Raw genomic sequence first — 16557 nt, 5'->3', positions numbered from 1 at the left:
AGGTTTGCGCCAAAAAAAACGCCGGATTACCCGGCGTTTTCTGCTGGCTGACTTAACGCTCAGCCTTTATTGTCCACTTTGGCGCGCGCTTCGTCACGTAATTCTCGTCGCAAAATTTTACCGACGTTAGATTTCGGCAACTCATCGCGAAACTCCACCAGCTTCGGTACTTTATAGCCCGTCAGGTGACGACGACAGAAAGTGACCAGCGCTTCATCGGTTAACGAGGCGTCTTTCTTCACCACGAAAATTTTTACCGCTTCACCGCTGCTGCCGGACGGAACACCAACCGCAGCCACTTCCTGCACGCCAGGATGTTGCATAACCACGTCTTCAATTTCGTTCGGATAGACGTTAAAGCCGGACACGAGGATCATGTCCTTCTTACGATCGACAATACGCAGGAAGCCTTCATCATCCATTACTGCAATATCGCCGGTGTGCAGCCAGCCGTCTTTGACGATTTCGTCAGTGGCGTCTGGTCGCTGCCAGTAGCCCAGCATCACCTGCGGGCCTTTCACGCAGAGCTCCCCCGGTTCTCCCGGCGGCACTTCGTTGTCGTCGTCGTCCACCAGCTTGACCTCGGTGGAAGGCACCGGTAACCCGATACTGCCGCTGTGGTAGTCGATATCGTGAGGGTTGACGCTTACCAACGGCGCGCACTCCGTCAGGCCGTAGCCTTCCAGCAGATACTGACCTGTCAGCTTCACCCAACGTTCAGCTACCGCCTGTTGAACCGGCATTCCGCCACCCGCCGAGAGGTGCAGTGAAGAGAAATCCAGTTGCTGGAACTCTTTGTTATTCAGCAGCGCGTTAAACAGCGTATTGACGCCGGTCATCGCGGTAAATGGATACTTCGCCAGCTCTTTTACCAGCCCCGGAATATCACGCGGGTTAGTAATCAGCAGGTTTTGACCACCTAGCTCAATAAACAGCAGGCAGTTCATCGTTAGCGCAAAAATGTGATACAGCGGTAGGGCCGTTACCACCAGCTCTTTACCCGGATGCAGCAACGGGCCATAGGTGGCGTTAACCTGCTCCAGGTTAGCCAGCATGTTGCGGTGTGTAAGCATCGCGCCTTTCGCCACGCCGGTTGTCCCGCCAGTATATTGCAGGAACGCCAAATCTTCCGACACGACTTCGGGCTTCACATACTGCATGCGATAACCGTTTTGCAGCGCACTGCGAAACGAGATGGCATCCGGCAGGTGATATTTCGGCACCAGACGCTTGATATACTTGACGACGAAGTTAACCAGCGTCCCTTTGGCGGTGGACAGCTGATCGCCCATACGCGTCAGGATCACGTGTTGCACAGACGTTTTGTCGACTACTTTTTCCAGCGTGTGGGCAAAGTTAGATACGATGACAATCGCCGACGCGCCGCTATCGTTGAGCTGATGTTCCAACTCGCGAGGCGTGTACAGCGGGTTCACGTTCACGACAATCATGCCGGCACGTAAAATCCCAAACAGCGCGACCGGATATTGCAGCAGATTCGGCATCATCAGCGCGACGCGATCGCCCTTTTTCAGCCCGAGCCCCTGTTGCAAATAAGCGGCAAACGCACGGCTACGCTCTTCAAGCTTGCGGAAGGTCATCACCTCCCCCATGTTTACAAACGCGGGCTGATCGGCATACCGTCTTACTGAGTGTTCAAAGAGTTCCACCAGGGATTGATAACGGTCAGGATTGATCTCCGCAGGAACACCAGCGGGATAACGGTTAAGCCAAACCTTTTTCAATACATCACCTCTAAAATGCGTATTCGTCGTCATCACAACCCCAGACAATAAACAAACTGTTAACATAATATTAACTCAGCGTACCAGTTTGTTTATTACACAACGACAAGGTTGCGAAGCACGTCACTATTTATTTTTCTTATATCCACGTTAATGCAGAAACAGCGGACAGGCCGCTGTTTCTTTTACCAATAAAACAAAGAGTTACTCTGTTACTATGGTCTGAACCTGTGCCGGGCCGGGATTGTACCAGCCCCATCCGCCATAGCCACCGTAAGGCCAGCCACGCGCACCGTAGAACCAGGGGTCGATAGGCTGAGGCGGCATGACAATCTGCTGAGTAATATGCCAGCGTTTATAACCGGTTACCTGCATCAGCATGAATTTATACGGCGTATTACCTATTTTTCCGTCCACCGTACCGCTAATCGGGCCGACGACGGTGACCAGTTGCCCGCGAAAGTCCACCGGGTCGAGGAAGCCATTTACATCAGCATAAATCCGCCCGCGAGAGGCTTCACCCAGCACTGGACGCGCACCACTATCGAGCGGAACGGTGGCAATTTCCAGACGGGATTTTCCCTGCTGGTTCTGAATGTCCACCACTTTGCCACCAAAACGCGCTTCCTGTCCGACATACAGCTGCGGCGCATTCATCACCCGCACCAGATCCTGCTGCGGCATCGGGCTCGAACCTTTAATCGCATCCGGTATGGTGACGCAGCCGCTAAGCATTAACGCCAAGGCCCCCGCCAACACACCTTTCAATAACTGCTTTTGCACCGCCATATTGCGACTCCCTTTTCTTAGCTTCTACCCCGGCCTGTTCACGATGCTGTGCACCGACGTCTATGAAAATAAACCGGGGATGTACTACTAAGATTCATTCTTTACCGGGAAGTTTCTTCCACGCCACGGTGTTACGTAAATAAACCGGTTCCGCGTGTTCGACCGCTACGGTCTTACCCGCAGCCAGCATTTGCATGGCGACAGGCAGCATATCTTCAGCCGCAGGAAGCAGCACGTCACCATCGCTGAGCGTCAGACCGCTGTCTTTACCAAGCTCAGGCCAGGCTGGCCACCCCGTCCCAACAGTTACCCACTCGCCAGAAAGCTGCAGTAAACGCTCATGTACCTGCTCGGGGGTTAACACCGCTTCGGTTTCTTCACCGTGCCAGTTGCCGTTGTCATCACGCTGGTATTCGGCCCAGTAGACTTCGCCCATTCGCGCGTCAATCGCCGCCAGTACACGAGTCGCGCCCGACTTACGCCAGGCGCCCTGCGCCATGGTCGCCAGGGTGGAGACGCCGATCATCGGTAAGTTTGCGCCTAACGCCAGCCCCTGAGCAATGCCAATACCGATACGCACGCCGGTGAAACTGCCGGGACCCCGACCAAACGCCAGGGCGTCGATATCGGTTAACGTGAGATCGCCAGCGGCCAGGATTTCCTGAACCATCGGTAAAATTCGTTGGGTGTGTTCTCGTGGGCAAAGCTCAAAGTGAGCCTTGATAGTACCGTCATTCCACAGGGCAACAGAGCACGCCTCTGTGGCGGTATCGATAGCCAGAATTCGCATGGGTGTTTGTGATCAGATCAATAAATTTGGCGCGCATCTTACCACACTCCGTAACAAATTACTCAGTCGTTGGTATGGCAAGAAAGCGAACCGCGCGAGCTATGTCACGCGTCCGCGGCGCAGGAGGAAGACTCGCCAGGAAGGTGGCGCCGTATGGCCGCATAACCAGACGATTGTCGCAAATCACCAGCACGCCGCGATCGTCGGCATCACGTATCAGACGCCCTACCCCCTGCTTCAGGGTGATGACCGCATCCGGCAACTGGACGTCTTCAAACGGATCGCCGCCGCGCAGTCGACAATCTTCCATTCGGGCTTTTAACAGCGGGTCGTCCGGCGAGGTAAACGGCAGTTTGTCGATTATCACCAGCGACAGCGTATCACCGCGCACGTCCACGCCTTCCCAGAAGCTGCTGGTGGCAACCAGTAGCGCATTACCTGCGCTGACAAACTGCTGTAACAGTTGCCCTTTACTGGTTTCGCCCTGCAGCAGAACGGGAAGCGTCATGGTGGCGCGGAATTGTTCCGCCAGATCGCGCATCATCGCGTGCGAAGTGCACAGCATAAAGCAGCGACCGTTGTTCGCTTCAATAATAGGTCGCAGCATGGATGCTAACTGGCGCGCAGCCCCCGGCTGGTTGGTTTGCGGGAGATTACGCGGCACGCACAGCAGCGCCTGGCGCGTGTAATCAAATGGACTCGGCAATAACATCGACTCGGCATCTTCAATCCCCAACCTCGCGGTGAAATGATGAAGGTCATCGTTTACCGACAGCGTCGCAGAAGTAAAAATCCAGCAGCCCGGCTTTTGTTCCATCACTTCTTTGAATTTATCCGCCACAGTGAGCGGCGTCAGCGCGAGAGTGAAATGGCGGGAGGTGCATTCATACCAGTAGCTGAAACCTGGCTGGTTGATCTCTTTCAGACGCTTCAGGCGCGCACGGTAAAGTGTGGCGCGTTCAAACGCGGCATCCAGCAATGCCGAACGCCCAAGAGACAGCTTCGCCACGTCATAACATAGCTCCAGCGTGTCATCGAGCAGCAAAAACGCGCGCTGTACGCGCTGGTCGGCCAGCAGTTCCCGCAGGTTTCCGCGATAGCCCGGCTCACCAAGTTGCAAGCGGAAGTCCTGAGCGCTTTGCGCAAGGCGATCGGCGCACTTTTGCAACTGCTGAGTGTCTTTCAGCTCGGTGCGATAGGCAATGGTGATGTCTTTCGCCAGGTCTAACAGCTGGCGACTGGAGAGCGATTGACCAAAGTACTGGCTGGCGATATCCGGTAGCTGATGCGCTTCATCGAAGATCATTACATCAGCTTCCGGGATCAGTTCGCCAAACCCGCTCTCTTTTACCACCATATCAGCGAGAAACAGATGATGGTTAACCACGACGACATCGGCATCCATCGCTTTTTTACGCGCTTTCACGACAAAACACTCTTTATACAGCGGGCAGTCGCTGCCCAGACAGTTGTCATTAGTGCTGGTGACCAACGGCCAGGCCTGAGAGTCTTCCGCCACGCTGACGCAGGTGCTGATGTCCCCATCAAGGGTTTGATTTGACCAGGAGCGCAGCAGGATGACGTCGCTTAACGTTTGTACCGGCAAGTCACCACCCGCGAGTGCCTGCTGTTCGAGACGTTCAAGGCACAGATAGTTTGAACGCCCTTTCAGCAGCGCCAGTTTACCGGTGAACTTTAGTGCCTTAGCGACGGTCGGGAGATCGCGGCTGTATAGCTGATCCTGCAACGCCTTCGAGCCCGTGGAGACAATGACCTTCTTTCCGGCACGCAGCGCTGGGGCAAGATAAGCATAGGTTTTACCCGTCCCGGTTCCGGCTTCTACCACCAACGGTTGTGATTTTTCGATGGCATGACTGACGGCGATGGCCATCTGCCGCTGTGGTTCTCGCGGTTTAAAACCCGGTATCGCTTTAGCCAACTGACCGTCTGCTGCAAAATCGTCCGTCACACTGCCCCCTGTTCATTTGAACAGGGATTATGTCAGGCCAGCAGCTCTTTCGCCAGTTGAAGAGGTGACGTGGGCACAACATTATGGCAGTCTTGGCGCAACCCAAAGCCATTTGAAAACACGTAAATGAGGAATGATTTATGACGATTGTGCGCATTGATGCCGAAGCGCGTTGGTCCGACGTGGTTATCCACAACAACACGCTGTATTACACCGGCGTGCCGGAAAATCTGGATGCAGACGCTTTTGAGCAAACGGCAAATACGCTGGCGCAAATTGATGCGGTGCTGGAAAAACAAGGCAGCAACAAGTCACGTATTATTGATGCCACCCTGTTTCTGGCAGACAAAAATGATTTTGCCGCCATGAACAAAGCCTGGGACGCGTGGGTTGTTGCTGGTCACGCGCCGGTACGTTGTACCGTTCAGGCCGGGTTGATGAACCCGAAATACAAAGTTGAGATTAAGATTATCGCTGCAGTTTAAGCGGCGTTATTCGTCTTCATCTTCAAAGCGCGCCACGATCCGCTCGCCGGTATGACTGGCGCGTAACTCTTCAGCAACAAGAGCAATGGCTTGTCCGCTGCTCATCCCCTGCGACATCAGCTCCTGAATACGCTCTACCGCTTTTTGCTGCTGCTCATGACTGAGTGAAGGTAAACCTGCAAACATTGTTAACTCCTGCTAAATTGTCTGCGCTAATTATTTCATGCTACCGGGCAGTTAGCCAGTAGAGTAGCAACGAGTCAGGACTGATGAAGACGTTATCTCCCGCAGTAATCACATTACCCTGGCGTCAGGACGCCGCTGAACGCTATTTTTCGACATTAAGCCATCTGCCCTGGGCGATGCTGCTGCATTCGGGTCAAGCCGACCATCCGCATAACCGCTTTGATATTCTGGTGGCGGATCCCGTCACCACGCTTGTTACGCAAGCTACAGAGACCGTAGTGCAGGACGGGCACGCCACCTCTCGCTCGCTTGATGATCCCATGACGGTATTACATTCCGCACTAATCGCACACAAGATTCACCCCGAATATCACCCCGACCTGCCGTTTCAGGGCGGTGCGTTAGGTCTGTTTGGCTACGATCTTGGCCGACGCTTCGAATCTCTGCCCACTATTGCAGAGCGCGATATTACGCTACCGGATATGGCCGTTGGCATTTACGACTGGGCACTGATTGTCGATCACCAGTTGCAGACCGTATCGCTGCTCAGCCATACCGATGTCGAGGCTCGCCTGAAATGGCTCGACGCGCAACAACCGCCAACGCGTGAGCCGTTTACATTAACTTCGGCGTGGCAGTCTAATATGAGCCGTGCTCAGTACGGCGAAAAATTCCGCCAGGTGCAGGATTATCTGCACAGCGGTGACTGTTACCAGGTCAATCTTGCCCAGCGTTTTCAGGCGCATTACCAGGGCGATGAGTGGCAGGCATTTGTCACTCTCAATCACGCCAACCGCGCCCCGTTTAGTGCATTTATTCGTCTTGAGGAAGGTGCAATCCTCAGCCTTTCGCCGGAACGATTTATTCTGCTGGAAAACCAGCACATACAGACGCGTCCGATTAAAGGCACGCTACCGAGGCTTGGAGATACCGATGCCGATCGTGAGCAGGCCCGGCGACTGGCGAATTCGCCGAAGGATCGTGCGGAAAACCTGATGATCGTCGATTTGATGCGTAATGATATTGGCCGCGTTGCCGTACCGGGTTCGGTACAGGTTCCGGAGCTGTTTATCGTCGAACCGTTCCCTGCCGTTCATCATTTGGTCAGCACCATTACCGCACGTCTGCCTGAGTCATTATACGCCACCGATCTGCTACGCGCCGCCTTCCCCGGCGGCTCTATTACCGGCGCGCCGAAAGTGCGGGCGATGGAAATTATCGACGAACTGGAGCCGCAAAGACGCAACGCCTGGTGCGGCAGCATTGGTTATCTGAGCTTTTGCGGCAATATGGATACCAGCATTACCATTCGCACGCTGACAGCCACAAACGGACAAATTTATTGCTCCGCAGGCGGTGGTATTGTTGCAGACAGTCAGGAAGACGCTGAATATCAGGAAACATTTGATAAAGTGAATCGCATTTTGCACCAACTGGAGAATTGACACGTGGAATACAGCAGCCTGACGCTTGATGATTTTTTATCGCGCTTTCAACTCCTGCGCCCGCAGGTCAATCATGCCGCGTTAAACCAGCGCCAGGCCGCCGTACTGATCCCCGTCGTGCGTCGCCCACAGCCGGGGTTGCTGTTAACCCAGCGTTCCGTTCACCTGCGCAAGCACGCCGGACAGGTCGCATTCCCCGGTGGGGCAGTGGATAGCAGTGATGCCTCGTTAATTGCCGCCGCCCTTCGCGAAGCGCAGGAGGAGGTGGCGATCCCACCTTCATGCGTAGAAGTGATTGGCGTTCTGCCGCCTGTCGACAGCGTGACCGGTTTCCAGGTCACCCCTGTGGTAGGCATTATCCCGCCTAATCTGCCGTATCGCGCCAGTGAAGATGAAGTTTCCGCAGTGTTCGAAATGCCGCTGGCCCAGGCCCTGCATTTAGGTCGTTACCACCCGTTGGATATTTACCGTCGTGGCGATTCACATCGCGTATGGCTTTCCTGGTATGAGCAATATTTCGTCTGGGGAATGACTGCCGGAATAATTCGTGAGCTGGCGCTGCAAATTGGCGTCAAGCCCTGACTATACTTATCTTTACGCACACAATAGACAACTTGAAACTCAGGTCACAACATTAGTAAAACCGCGGTTATCTATTAGTTTAATTCATGTGAATAGTTAAGCCGATCGCCGCGTTCCCTCTTACACTATGCGCAGTTATAACATCGTTACTGGAAAGCCCAGTCGCCCTGTAGGAGTATTATCGTGATTAGTCTATTCGACATGTTTAAGGTGGGGATTGGTCCCTCATCTTCCCATACCGTAGGGCCTATGAAGGCGGGTAAACAGTTCGTCGATGACCTGGTCGAAAAAGGATTACTGGACAGCGTTACTCGTGTCGCCGTCGACGTGTATGGTTCACTGTCGCTCACGGGTAAAGGTCACCACACCGATATCGCCATTATTATGGGTCTGGCGGGCAATGAGCCTGCTACCGTGGATATTGATAGCATCCCCGGATTTATCCGCGACGTAGAAACGCGTGGACGCCTGCTGCTTGCGCAGGGTCAGCACGAAGTGGATTTCCCGCAGAATGACGGGATGCGTTTTCACAACGGCAACCTGCCGCTGCATGAAAACGGAATGCAGATCCATGCGTACAATGGCGAAACCGTCATTTATAGCAAAACCTACTACTCAATCGGCGGTGGATTCATCGTTGATGAAGAACATTTTGGTCAGGATGCCTCGGGCGAGGTCAGCGTGCCTTATCCGTTCAAATCCGCTACTGAAATGCTGGAATATTGTAACAGCACCGGCCTGTCTCTTTCGGGCATGGCAATGCAGAACGAACTTGCGCTGCACAGTAAGAAAGAGATTGAAGAGTACTTTGGCCACGTCTGGCAAACCATGCAGGCATGTATCGATCGTGGCATGAACACCGAAGGTGTGCTGCCGGGTCCGCTGCGCGTTCCTCGCCGTGCTTCAGCCCTGCGTCGTATGCTGGTTTCCAGCGATAAGCTGTCCAACGATCCAATGAACGTGATCGACTGGGTGAACATGTTTGCGTTGGCCGTTAACGAAGAAAACGCCGCGGGCGGTCGCGTAGTGACAGCGCCAACCAACGGTGCCTGCGGTATCGTGCCTGCGGTACTGGCCTATTACGATCATTTCATTGAGTCCGTTAGCCCGGATATCTATACCCGCTATTTCCTGGCGGCCGGTGCGATTGGCGCGTTGTACAAAATGAACGCCTCTATCTCTGGTGCAGAAGTAGGTTGCCAGGGTGAAGTGGGCGTAGCCTGCTCCATGGCTGCCGCGGGTCTGGCTGAACTGTTAGGCGCAAGCCCGGAGCAGGTGTGTGTTGCTGCTGAAATCGGCATGGAACATAACCTCGGGTTAACCTGCGATCCGGTTGCCGGTCAGGTACAGGTTCCGTGCATTGAGCGTAACGCAATTGCTTCAGTGAAGGCGATCAACGCTGCGCGTATGGCAATGCGCCGTACCAGCGCGCCGCGCGTCTCGCTGGATAAAGTCATTGAGACTATGTACGAAACGGGTAAAGACATGAACGCCAAATACCGCGAAACGTCGCGCGGTGGCCTGGCGATCAAAGTTCAATGTGACTAATACTTAATTTTCGCCCATCTGCGACGGATGGGCGAATTTGCCCCCTCTCCCTCGTCTACTGTAATTTTCCCCACTACACTTGCTCTGTTGCTGTTGGCTTCTGTGACCAACGGCTTATCGGGCGGCCCGCATGCAAACAGCACAACGGATCATTAAAAATTATCGCCGGAATCGCTTAATCGTCTGCACAGTATGTGCACTACTGACGCTCATCCTCACATTAACTGTCAGATTTATTTCGGAGCGTAATTTAAATCACCGAAATATCGTCACCTTTGCCAACCATGCTGTAGAAGAACTGGATGACGTGCTTTTACCCTTGCAGACCGGACGGGATGTATTGCTGCCGTTGATTGGCCTCCCCTGCTCAGTGGCGCGTTTACCCTTAAGCAAACATGCCGCAAGGTTGCAAACGGTGCGTTCTATTAATCTGATTCAAAGCGGGATCCTCTATTGCTCCAGCATTTTTGGTTATCGTAATGTTCCCATTAGTCAACTGCAGCCCGAATTACCCAGCAGGGAACCGCAACTGCTGCTGTCTACCGACCATTCGTTGATTAAAGGCAGTCCGATTCTGACTCAGTGGTATCCGTCCTCTGCCGATGGTGAAGATGGCGTGCTGGAAATCGTCAATATTGACTTATTGTCGTCTATGTTGCTTGAACCCCAGCCGCCGCAGATCACCGATGCCAGCTTAACCGTTGGTAATCGGCATCTACTGTATGATCAAGGTGTTGTCGATACGCTGCCTAAGCTAAATGATGAAAAACGCTACCAGCTTTCATCTCAACATTTCCCGTTTACCATTAGCGTCACCGGCCCCGGTCCCAGTGAGTTGGCGGTAAAACACCTGCCAACACAGCTGCCGCTGGCGGTGATCCTAAGTTTATTAGTGGGTTATCTGGCATGGCTGGCTACCGCCAGCAGAATGAGTTTCTCATGGGAGATTAATCTGGCCCTTGCTGCTCGGGAATTCGAACTATTTTGCCAGCCGCTGCTTAATGCGCAAACCCAGCAATGCATGGGCGTGGAAATCCTTTTACGCTGGAATAACCCACGCCAGGGTTGGATCTCTCCGGAAGTGTTTATTCCCATCGCTGAGGAGCACAACCTGATTGTACCGCTTACCCGCCATGTCATCGCAGAAACCATTCAGCAACGACACGTTTTCCCGATGAGCAGCCAGTTTCATATTGGGATTAATGTCGCCGCCAGCCATTTTCGTAATGGCACGTTGCTAAAAGATCTTAATCAATACTGGTTCAGCCAGCACCCAATCCAGCAATTGGTTATCGAACTGACCGAACGCGATGCGTTACTGGATGTGGATTATCGGGTCGTACGCGAATTAAATCGGCTTGGCGTAAAACTGGCGATTGATGATTTCGGTACCGGCAATAGCTCGCTCTCCTGGCTGGAAAAGCTCCGCCCGGATGTGCTGAAGATCGATAAATCATTTACTTCGGCAATAGGAACAGACGCCGTGAACTCAACCGTCACAGACATCATTATCGCTTTGGGGAAAAAATTGAATATCGAACTGGTGGCGGAAGGCGTTGAAACACAGGCGCAAGCTCAGCATTTGCGCCGACACGGCGTACATTTATTGCAAGGTTTTCTGTATGCCAAGCCAATGCCGCTGCGCGATTTTCCAAAATGGCTGGCGGGCAGCACGCCGCCGCCCACCCGGCATAACGGGAGACACAGTATGCCCGTCATGCCGTTTCGCTAAACCCGGTTACTCGTCTTCGTCGTGAGCGGGTTGTTCTTTAACAATGCGAACTAAATCCACACGATAGTCATTCGCTTCGACAATCGTAATGCTCAGCGGTGCGACCTCGATAACATCACCTACACGAGGAATATGGCCGTTAGCCGCAATGACTAAACCTGCCACCGTAGCGATGTCTTCGTCTTCATTCACTAACGTATCCACGTCCAGCGCCTGTTGCAACGCATGCAGATCGGTACCGCCTTTGACCAACCAACCGCCTGCATCAGCTATAATTTCAGGCGTTTCATCAGCATCAGGGAATTCACCGGCGATGGCTTCTAATACATCCAGCGGCGTGACCAGACCCTGTACTACGCCAAACTCGTTAGTGACGATAACGAAGCTACCGCGGGCACGACGCAGAACGCCTAACAGATTGATCGGGTCCAGCGTTTCCGGAACAACAATAGCCGGAGAGGCAGAGGCAATCGCCGCCACATCCACACCGTCTTCCAGCGCCACCAGCAGCTCTTTAGCACGCACGATACCGATGATTTCATCCAGTTCGCCACGGCATACCGGGAACAGGCTATGAGGTGACGAAAGCAACTGCTCGCGAATTTCCTCCACGCTCAGGTCTGCATCAACCCAGCTAATCTCCCCACGAGGCGTCATAATGCCGCGTAATGAACGCGACGCCAAAGAGAGGACGCCGTTGATCATATAGCGTTCTTCTTCTACAAATGCGCCTTCCGGGACGGGAACCGGTACCGGATTGTCGGATTCCATCTGCGCGCTGGCCTGACGTTTACCGCCCATCAGACGGAGAATCGCATCGGCAGTACGCGCACGCAATGGCAGCGTCGACTGGTGACGAATAAAGTTACGACGGGCAATCTGGTTAAACAGCTCAATGATGATTGAGAAGCCAATCGCCGCATACAGATAGCCTTTCGGAATATGAAAGCCAAACCCTTCGGCAACCAGGCTCAGACCAATCATCAACAGGAAGCTCAAACACAGCACTACCACCGTCGGGTGTTGGTTCACAAAACGTGTCAGCGGCTTAGAAGCCAACAGCATCACGGCCATGGCAATCACTACTGCCGCCATCATCACTGGCAGATGGTTGACCATACCGACCGCCGTAATCACGGCATCCAGCGAGAACACTGCATCGAGGATGACAATCTGCGTTACGACAACCCAAAAGCTCGCATACCCTTTCGTCTGCCCGGTATCATGTTCACGGTTTTCCAGCCGCTCATGCAGCTCTGTCGTAGCCTTGAACAAGAGGAAGATACCCCCTAGCAGCATAATCAGATCGCGCCCCGAGAACGCATAGTCCATTACCGTGAACAGCGGCTTTGTCAGCGTCACCATCCACGAAATCACGGACAACAGGCCCAGACGCATAATCAGTGCCAGCGACAAACCGATTAAACGCGCTTTATCTCGCTGTTTCGGCGGCAGCTTATCAGCCAGGATCGCAATGAAGACCAGGTTGTCAATACCCAGAACAATTTCAAGAACGACAAGCGTGAGCAAACCCACCCAAATCTGCGGGTCCATTAATAATTCCATGACAAGCTCCTGCTTAAGGAATGACCAAACTGCGCGCTGAGGATCTCAGGCGTTAAAGCGATATGCAGAGAAAATTTGTGGCAAAAAGTGCCAATCTGACAGGCTTGATACGGCCTGAAGGTGAAATGACGTCGGTGACGATCCATATGGTGGGCTACTGCCCTATACTCCTGAGTAATTAAACAGATGCTAAACATAACAGAGAGAAGCGGTTTTTAGCAAAGATTTACCTTCCTTTGCAATAAGTTGTTTCGGAGATATTTTACCCTTCGAAATTTCTTTAAATCGGAAGTTAAATTACGGATCTTCATCACATAAAATATTTTTTTCGATATCTAAAATAATTCACGAAAATCATAGGTTTTTCTTTGTAACCCTTATCTGAATCGATTCGATTGCGGACGACGATTCAAATACATCTTCACGTTGATGTGTTAACGATAATAAAGGAGGTAGCAAGTGACCATTGCTATTGTAATAGGCACACATGGTTGGGCTGCAGAGCAGTTACTTAAGACGGCAGAAATGCTGTTAGGCGAGCAGGAAAATGTCGGCTGGATAGATTTCGTTCCAGGTGAAAATGCCGAAACGCTGATCGAAAAGTACAACGCTCAGTTGGCAAAACTCGATACCAGTAAAGGCGTGCTGTTTCTCGTTGACACATGGGGAGGCAGCCCGTTTAACGCTGCAAGCCGCATTGTCGTCGATAAAGAGCATTACGAAGTTATCGCCGGTGTGAACATTCCCATGCTGGTTGAAACCTTCATGGCGCGTGATGACAACCCGAGCTTTGATGAATTAGTGGCACTGGCCGTTGAAACCGGTAGCGAAGGCGTGAAAGCGCTGAAAGCCAAACCGGTTGAGAAAGCCGCTCCTGCCCCAGTAGCAGCGCCCAAAGCAGCAGCTCCCGCCAAACCGATGGGTCCGAACGATTATATGCAGATCGGCCTGGCGCGTATTGATGACCGTTTAATCCATGGTCAGGTGGCAACTCGCTGGACCAAAGAAACCAACGTAACACGCATTATCGTCGTCAGTGATGAAGTTGCCGCCGATACCGTGCGTAAAACGCTGCTGACTCAGGTAGCACCTCCGGGTGTGACGGCGCATGTGGTTGATGTCGCAAAAATGATCCGCGTCTACAACAACCCTAAATATGCAGGTGAGCGTGTGATGCTGTTGTTCACCAACCCAACCGACGTAGAACGTATCGTTGAAGGTGGTGTGAAAATTACCTCCGTAAACATTGGCGGTATGGCTTTCCGTCAGGGTAAGACGCAGGTAAACAACGCAATTTCTGTCGATGACAAAGACATCGAAGCCTTCAAGAAACTCAACGAACACGGTATTGAGCTTGAGGCACGTAAGGTTTCTACCGATCAGAAACTGAAAATGATGGATTTGATTGCCAAGGTGAAATAATTTCCTGGCATTTACTTAGTTTTCACACTTAAGTCTGTATAGCAATAGGAGAAGTACAATGGAGATTACCACTCTTCAGATTGTGCTGGTGTTCATCGTCGCATGTATCGCGGGTATGGAGTCGGTACTCGATGAATTTCAGTTCCACCGTCCGTTGGTGGCCTGTACGCTGATTGGTGCCGTTCTCGGGGACATGAAAACCGGTATTATCATCGGTGGTACCCTGGAAATGATCGCCCTGGGCTGGATGAACATCGGTGCTGCGGTTGCACCAGATGCGGCACTGGCCTCAATTATCTCTACCGTTCTGGTTATCGCAGGTCACCAAAGCATTGGTGCCGGTATCGCGCTGGCTATCCCACTGGCAGCTGCAGGCCAGGTACTGACCATTATCGTTCGTACTATCACCGTAGCATTCCAGCACGCAGCGGATAAGGCGGCCGAAAACGGTAACCTGACGGCGCTCTCCTGGCTGCATGTATCCTCTCTGTTCCTGCAGGCTATGCGTATCGCTATCCCAGCGGTAATCGTAGCGATTTCTGTTGGTACCAGTGAAGTTCAGAGCATGCTTAACGCCATTCCGGAAGTCGTGACCGGCGGTCTGAACATCGCAGGCGGTATGATCGTGGTGGTTGGTTATGCGATGGTCATCAACATGATGCGCGCAGGCTACCTGATGCCATTCTTCTACCTCGGCTTCGTCACCGCGGCATTTACTAACTTCAACCTGGTTGCTCTGGGTGTGATTGGCGCAGTAATGGCGATCCTCTACATTCAGCTGAGCCCGAAATATAACCGCGTAGCCGGTGCACCTGCTGCGGCGGCTGGCAATAACGATCTCGATAACGAACTGGACTAGCAGGTGAGCGAAATGGTTGATATGACTAAAACTACCACCGAGAAAAAACTCACTCCGAGTGACATTCGTGGCGTGTTCATTCGTTCTAACCTGTTTCAGGGTTCATGGAACTTCGAACGTATGCAGGCGCTGGGTTTCTGTTTCTCCATGGTGCCGGCTATCCGTCGCTTGTACCCGGAAAACAACGACGCACGTAAGCAAGCGATAAAGCGTCACCTGGAATTCTTTAACACTCATCCGTACGTAGCGGCTCCAGTACTGGGCGTTACGCTGGCGATGGAAGAACAGCGTGCAAACGGCGCAGAGATTGACGATGGTGCCATCAACGGTATCAAAGTTGGTCTGATGGGTCCGCTGGCAGGCGTCGGCGACCCGATCTTCTGGGGTACCGTTCGCCCAGTATTCGCCGCGCTCGGCGCAGGTATCGCGATGAGCGGCAGCCTGCTGGGGCCATTGCTGTTCTTCGTTCTGTTTAACCTGGTTCGTCTGGCAACCCGTTATTACGGTGTGGCATATGGCTACCGTAAAGGTGTCGATATCGTTAAAGATATGGGCGGCGGCTTCCTGCAGAAACTGACTGAGGGGGCGTCAATCCTCGGCCTGTTTGTCATGGGGGCATTGGTTAACAAGTGGACGCACGTAAACATTCCACTGGTGGTTTCTACTATCACCGGTCAGGATGGTCAGACTCGTGTTACCACTGTGCAGACTATCCTTGACCAGCTGATGCCGGGTCTGGTTCCTCTGCTGCTGACATTCGCCTGTATGTGGCTGTTGCGTAAGAAAGTGAACCCGCTGTGGATCATCGTTGGCTTCTTCGTCATCGGTATCGCGGGCTACGCTGTCGGACTGCTCGGCCTGTAAAACTGTTGTACATCACCGGGGGCTTGCCCCCGGTTTTTCTATTTAGAGGGTTGAGGATTCATGACTATCACGGACCTGGTGCTGGTTCTATTTATCTTTTCGCTGCTGGCGTATGCCATTTACGATCAGTTCATCATGCCCCGCCGTAATGGCCCTACTCTGCTTACTGTCGCCCTGCTTCCCCGCAGCAGAGTCGACAGCGTTATCTTCCTTGGCCTGGTAGCTATTCTTATCTACAACAACATCACCAGCCACGGCGCGCAATTTACCACATGGTTATTATGTGCACTGGTATTGATGGGTTTGTATCTGTTCTGGATCCGTACGCCAAAAATCATCTTCAAGCAGAAAGGCTTTTTCTTCGCCAACGTCTGGATTGAATATAACCGCATTAAAGAGATGAATTTATCTGAAGACGGTGTATTGGTGATGCAATTAGAACATCGAAGATTGTTGATTCGCGTACGAAATATAGACGATCTTGAGAGAATATATAAACTATTAATTTCAAATCAATAGCTTATAAATATAGCCTGAACTATGTTTTTATATATCAGTGTAAAAGCAAACATAGC

The 16557-nt window shown here is 52.5% G+C and carries 16 protein-coding genes; 9 read left to right on the top strand and 7 right to left on the bottom strand.

Annotation, left to right across the window (positions count from 1 at the left end):
* Positions 1-59: 59 nt before the first annotated feature.
* The 4 genes from fadD to yoaA all read right to left on the bottom strand — a co-directional run bounded on the left by fadD (position 60) and on the right by yoaA (position 5293).
* Positions 60-1745 (bottom strand): long-chain-fatty-acid--CoA ligase FadD, encoded by a 1686-nt coding sequence (gene fadD, locus OGV74_RS09675; RefSeq protein WP_003020970.1) that lies wholly within the window; start codon positions 1743-1745, stop codon positions 60-62.
* A gap of 204 nt (positions 1746-1949) precedes the next feature.
* Complete coding sequence (locus tag OGV74_RS09670) at positions 1950-2534, bottom strand: Slp family lipoprotein (protein ID WP_003020975.1); 585 nt, start codon at positions 2532-2534, stop codon at positions 1950-1952.
* A 94-nt stretch (positions 2535-2628) separates the two neighbouring features.
* Positions 2629-3324, bottom strand: a complete 696-nt coding sequence (tsaB, locus tag OGV74_RS09665; RefSeq protein WP_086504163.1) for a tRNA (adenosine(37)-N6)-threonylcarbamoyltransferase complex dimerization subunit type 1 TsaB — start codon at positions 3322-3324, stop codon at positions 2629-2631.
* Positions 3325-3382: 58 nt separating this feature from the next.
* Positions 3383-5293, bottom strand: a complete 1911-nt coding sequence (gene yoaA, locus OGV74_RS09660) for a DNA repair helicase YoaA (protein WP_003020980.1) — start codon at positions 5291-5293, stop codon at positions 3383-3385.
* Positions 5294-5433: 140 nt separating this feature from the next.
* Here yoaA and OGV74_RS09655 point away from each other — a divergent pair, with 140 nt between their 5' ends.
* Positions 5434-5778, top strand: a complete 345-nt coding sequence (locus OGV74_RS09655; protein ID WP_086504164.1) for a RidA family protein — start codon at positions 5434-5436, stop codon at positions 5776-5778.
* Positions 5779-5784: 6 nt separating this feature from the next.
* Here the strand turns inward: OGV74_RS09655 and OGV74_RS09650 are convergent, their stop codons facing one another.
* Positions 5785-5964, bottom strand: a complete 180-nt coding sequence (locus tag OGV74_RS09650; RefSeq protein ID WP_003020986.1) for a YoaH family protein — start codon at positions 5962-5964, stop codon at positions 5785-5787.
* A gap of 83 nt (positions 5965-6047) precedes the next feature.
* On the opposite strand from OGV74_RS09650, the gene pabB reads away from it, so the two are divergent.
* From pabB to pdeD, 4 genes are all read left to right on the top strand, one after another.
* Positions 6048-7409 (top strand): aminodeoxychorismate synthase component 1, encoded by a 1362-nt coding sequence (gene pabB, locus OGV74_RS09645; RefSeq protein ID WP_199880181.1) that lies wholly within the window; start codon positions 6048-6050, stop codon positions 7407-7409.
* 3 nt (positions 7410-7412) lie between these two features.
* Positions 7413-7991, top strand: coding sequence for a CoA pyrophosphatase (locus OGV74_RS09640; protein ID WP_003020991.1), 579 nt, complete (start codon positions 7413-7415; stop codon positions 7989-7991).
* A 183-nt stretch (positions 7992-8174) separates the two neighbouring features.
* Positions 8175-9539 carry an L-serine ammonia-lyase gene (sdaA, locus tag OGV74_RS09635; protein ID WP_003020994.1) on the top strand — a complete coding sequence of 455 codons (1365 nt, stop codon included), beginning with the start codon at positions 8175-8177 and terminating at the stop codon, positions 9537-9539.
* Between the two features lie 130 nt (positions 9540-9669).
* Entirely contained in the window at positions 9670-11271 is a 1602-nt protein-coding gene (gene pdeD, locus OGV74_RS09630) for a cyclic di-3',5'-guanosine monophosphate phosphodiesterase PdeD (RefSeq protein ID WP_003841621.1), read from the top strand.
* Between the two features lie 6 nt (positions 11272-11277).
* On the opposite strand, the gene yoaE is transcribed toward pdeD, so the two are convergent.
* Together yoaE and OGV74_RS23380 are read right to left on the bottom strand one after the other, a co-directional pair.
* Complete coding sequence (yoaE, locus tag OGV74_RS09625; RefSeq protein WP_003020999.1) at positions 11278-12837, bottom strand: CNNM family cation transport protein YoaE; 1560 nt, start codon at positions 12835-12837, stop codon at positions 11278-11280.
* Positions 12825-12983, bottom strand: a complete 159-nt coding sequence (locus OGV74_RS23380) for a protein YoaL (protein WP_370766360.1) — start codon at positions 12981-12983, stop codon at positions 12825-12827. The genes yoaE and OGV74_RS23380 overlap by 13 nt, the downstream gene beginning before the upstream one ends.
* A gap of 313 nt (positions 12984-13296) precedes the next feature.
* On the opposite strand from OGV74_RS23380, the gene manX reads away from it, so the two are divergent.
* The 4 genes from manX to OGV74_RS09605 are packed head-to-tail and all read left to right on the top strand — an operon-like array spanning position 13297 to position 16501.
* On the top strand, positions 13297-14259 hold the full coding sequence (gene manX / locus OGV74_RS09620; protein WP_086504166.1) for a PTS mannose transporter subunit IIAB: 963 nt from the start codon (positions 13297-13299) through the stop codon (positions 14257-14259).
* 58 nt (positions 14260-14317) lie between these two features.
* Positions 14318-15118 (top strand): PTS mannose/fructose/sorbose transporter subunit IIC, encoded by an 801-nt coding sequence (locus OGV74_RS09615; RefSeq protein ID WP_003021004.1) that lies wholly within the window; start codon positions 14318-14320, stop codon positions 15116-15118.
* 12 nt (positions 15119-15130) lie between these two features.
* Complete coding sequence (locus tag OGV74_RS09610) at positions 15131-15982, top strand: PTS mannose transporter subunit IID (RefSeq protein WP_008322630.1); 852 nt, start codon at positions 15131-15133, stop codon at positions 15980-15982.
* 60 nt (positions 15983-16042) lie between these two features.
* On the top strand, positions 16043-16501 hold the full coding sequence (locus tag OGV74_RS09605) for a DUF986 family protein (RefSeq protein ID WP_003021010.1): 459 nt from the start codon (positions 16043-16045) through the stop codon (positions 16499-16501).
* Positions 16502-16557 lie beyond the last annotated feature (56 nt).

Source organism: Citrobacter sp. Cf116 (assembly GCF_030336505.1).
GTDB lineage: Bacteria > Pseudomonadota > Gammaproteobacteria > Enterobacterales > Enterobacteriaceae > Citrobacter > Citrobacter freundii.
This window is presented reverse-complemented; position numbering and strand designations above follow the sequence as displayed.

Bases quoted from the DNA above. Each gene is read 5' to 3' on its own strand.
- OGV74_RS09670 (WP_003020975.1), bottom strand. From the start codon at position 2,534: ATGGCGGTGCAAAAGCAGTTATTGAAAGGTGTGTTGGCGGGGGCCTTG.
- tsaB (WP_086504163.1), bottom strand. From the start codon at position 3,324: ATGCGAATTCTGGCTATCGATACCGCCACAGAGGCGTGCTCTGTTGCC.
- OGV74_RS09655 (WP_086504164.1), top strand. From the start codon at position 5,434: ATGACGATTGTGCGCATTGATGCCGAAGCGCGTTGGTCCGACGTGGTT.
- OGV74_RS09650 (WP_003020986.1), bottom strand. From the start codon at position 5,964: ATGTTTGCAGGTTTACCTTCACTCAGTCATGAGCAGCAGCAAAAAGCG.
- pabB (WP_199880181.1), top strand. From the start codon at position 6,048: ATGAAGACGTTATCTCCCGCAGTAATCACATTACCCTGGCGTCAGGAC.
- pdeD (WP_003841621.1), top strand. From the start codon at position 9,670: ATGCAAACAGCACAACGGATCATTAAAAATTATCGCCGGAATCGCTTA.
- yoaE (WP_003020999.1), bottom strand. From the start codon at position 12,837: ATGGAATTATTAATGGACCCGCAGATTTGGGTGGGTTTGCTCACGCTT.
- OGV74_RS23380 (WP_370766360.1), bottom strand. From the start codon at position 12,983: ATGGATCGTCACCGACGTCATTTCACCTTCAGGCCGTATCAAGCCTGT.
- OGV74_RS09615 (WP_003021004.1), top strand. From the start codon at position 14,318: ATGGAGATTACCACTCTTCAGATTGTGCTGGTGTTCATCGTCGCATGT.
- OGV74_RS09610 (WP_008322630.1), top strand. From the start codon at position 15,131: ATGGTTGATATGACTAAAACTACCACCGAGAAAAAACTCACTCCGAGT.
- OGV74_RS09605 (WP_003021010.1), top strand. From the start codon at position 16,043: ATGACTATCACGGACCTGGTGCTGGTTCTATTTATCTTTTCGCTGCTG.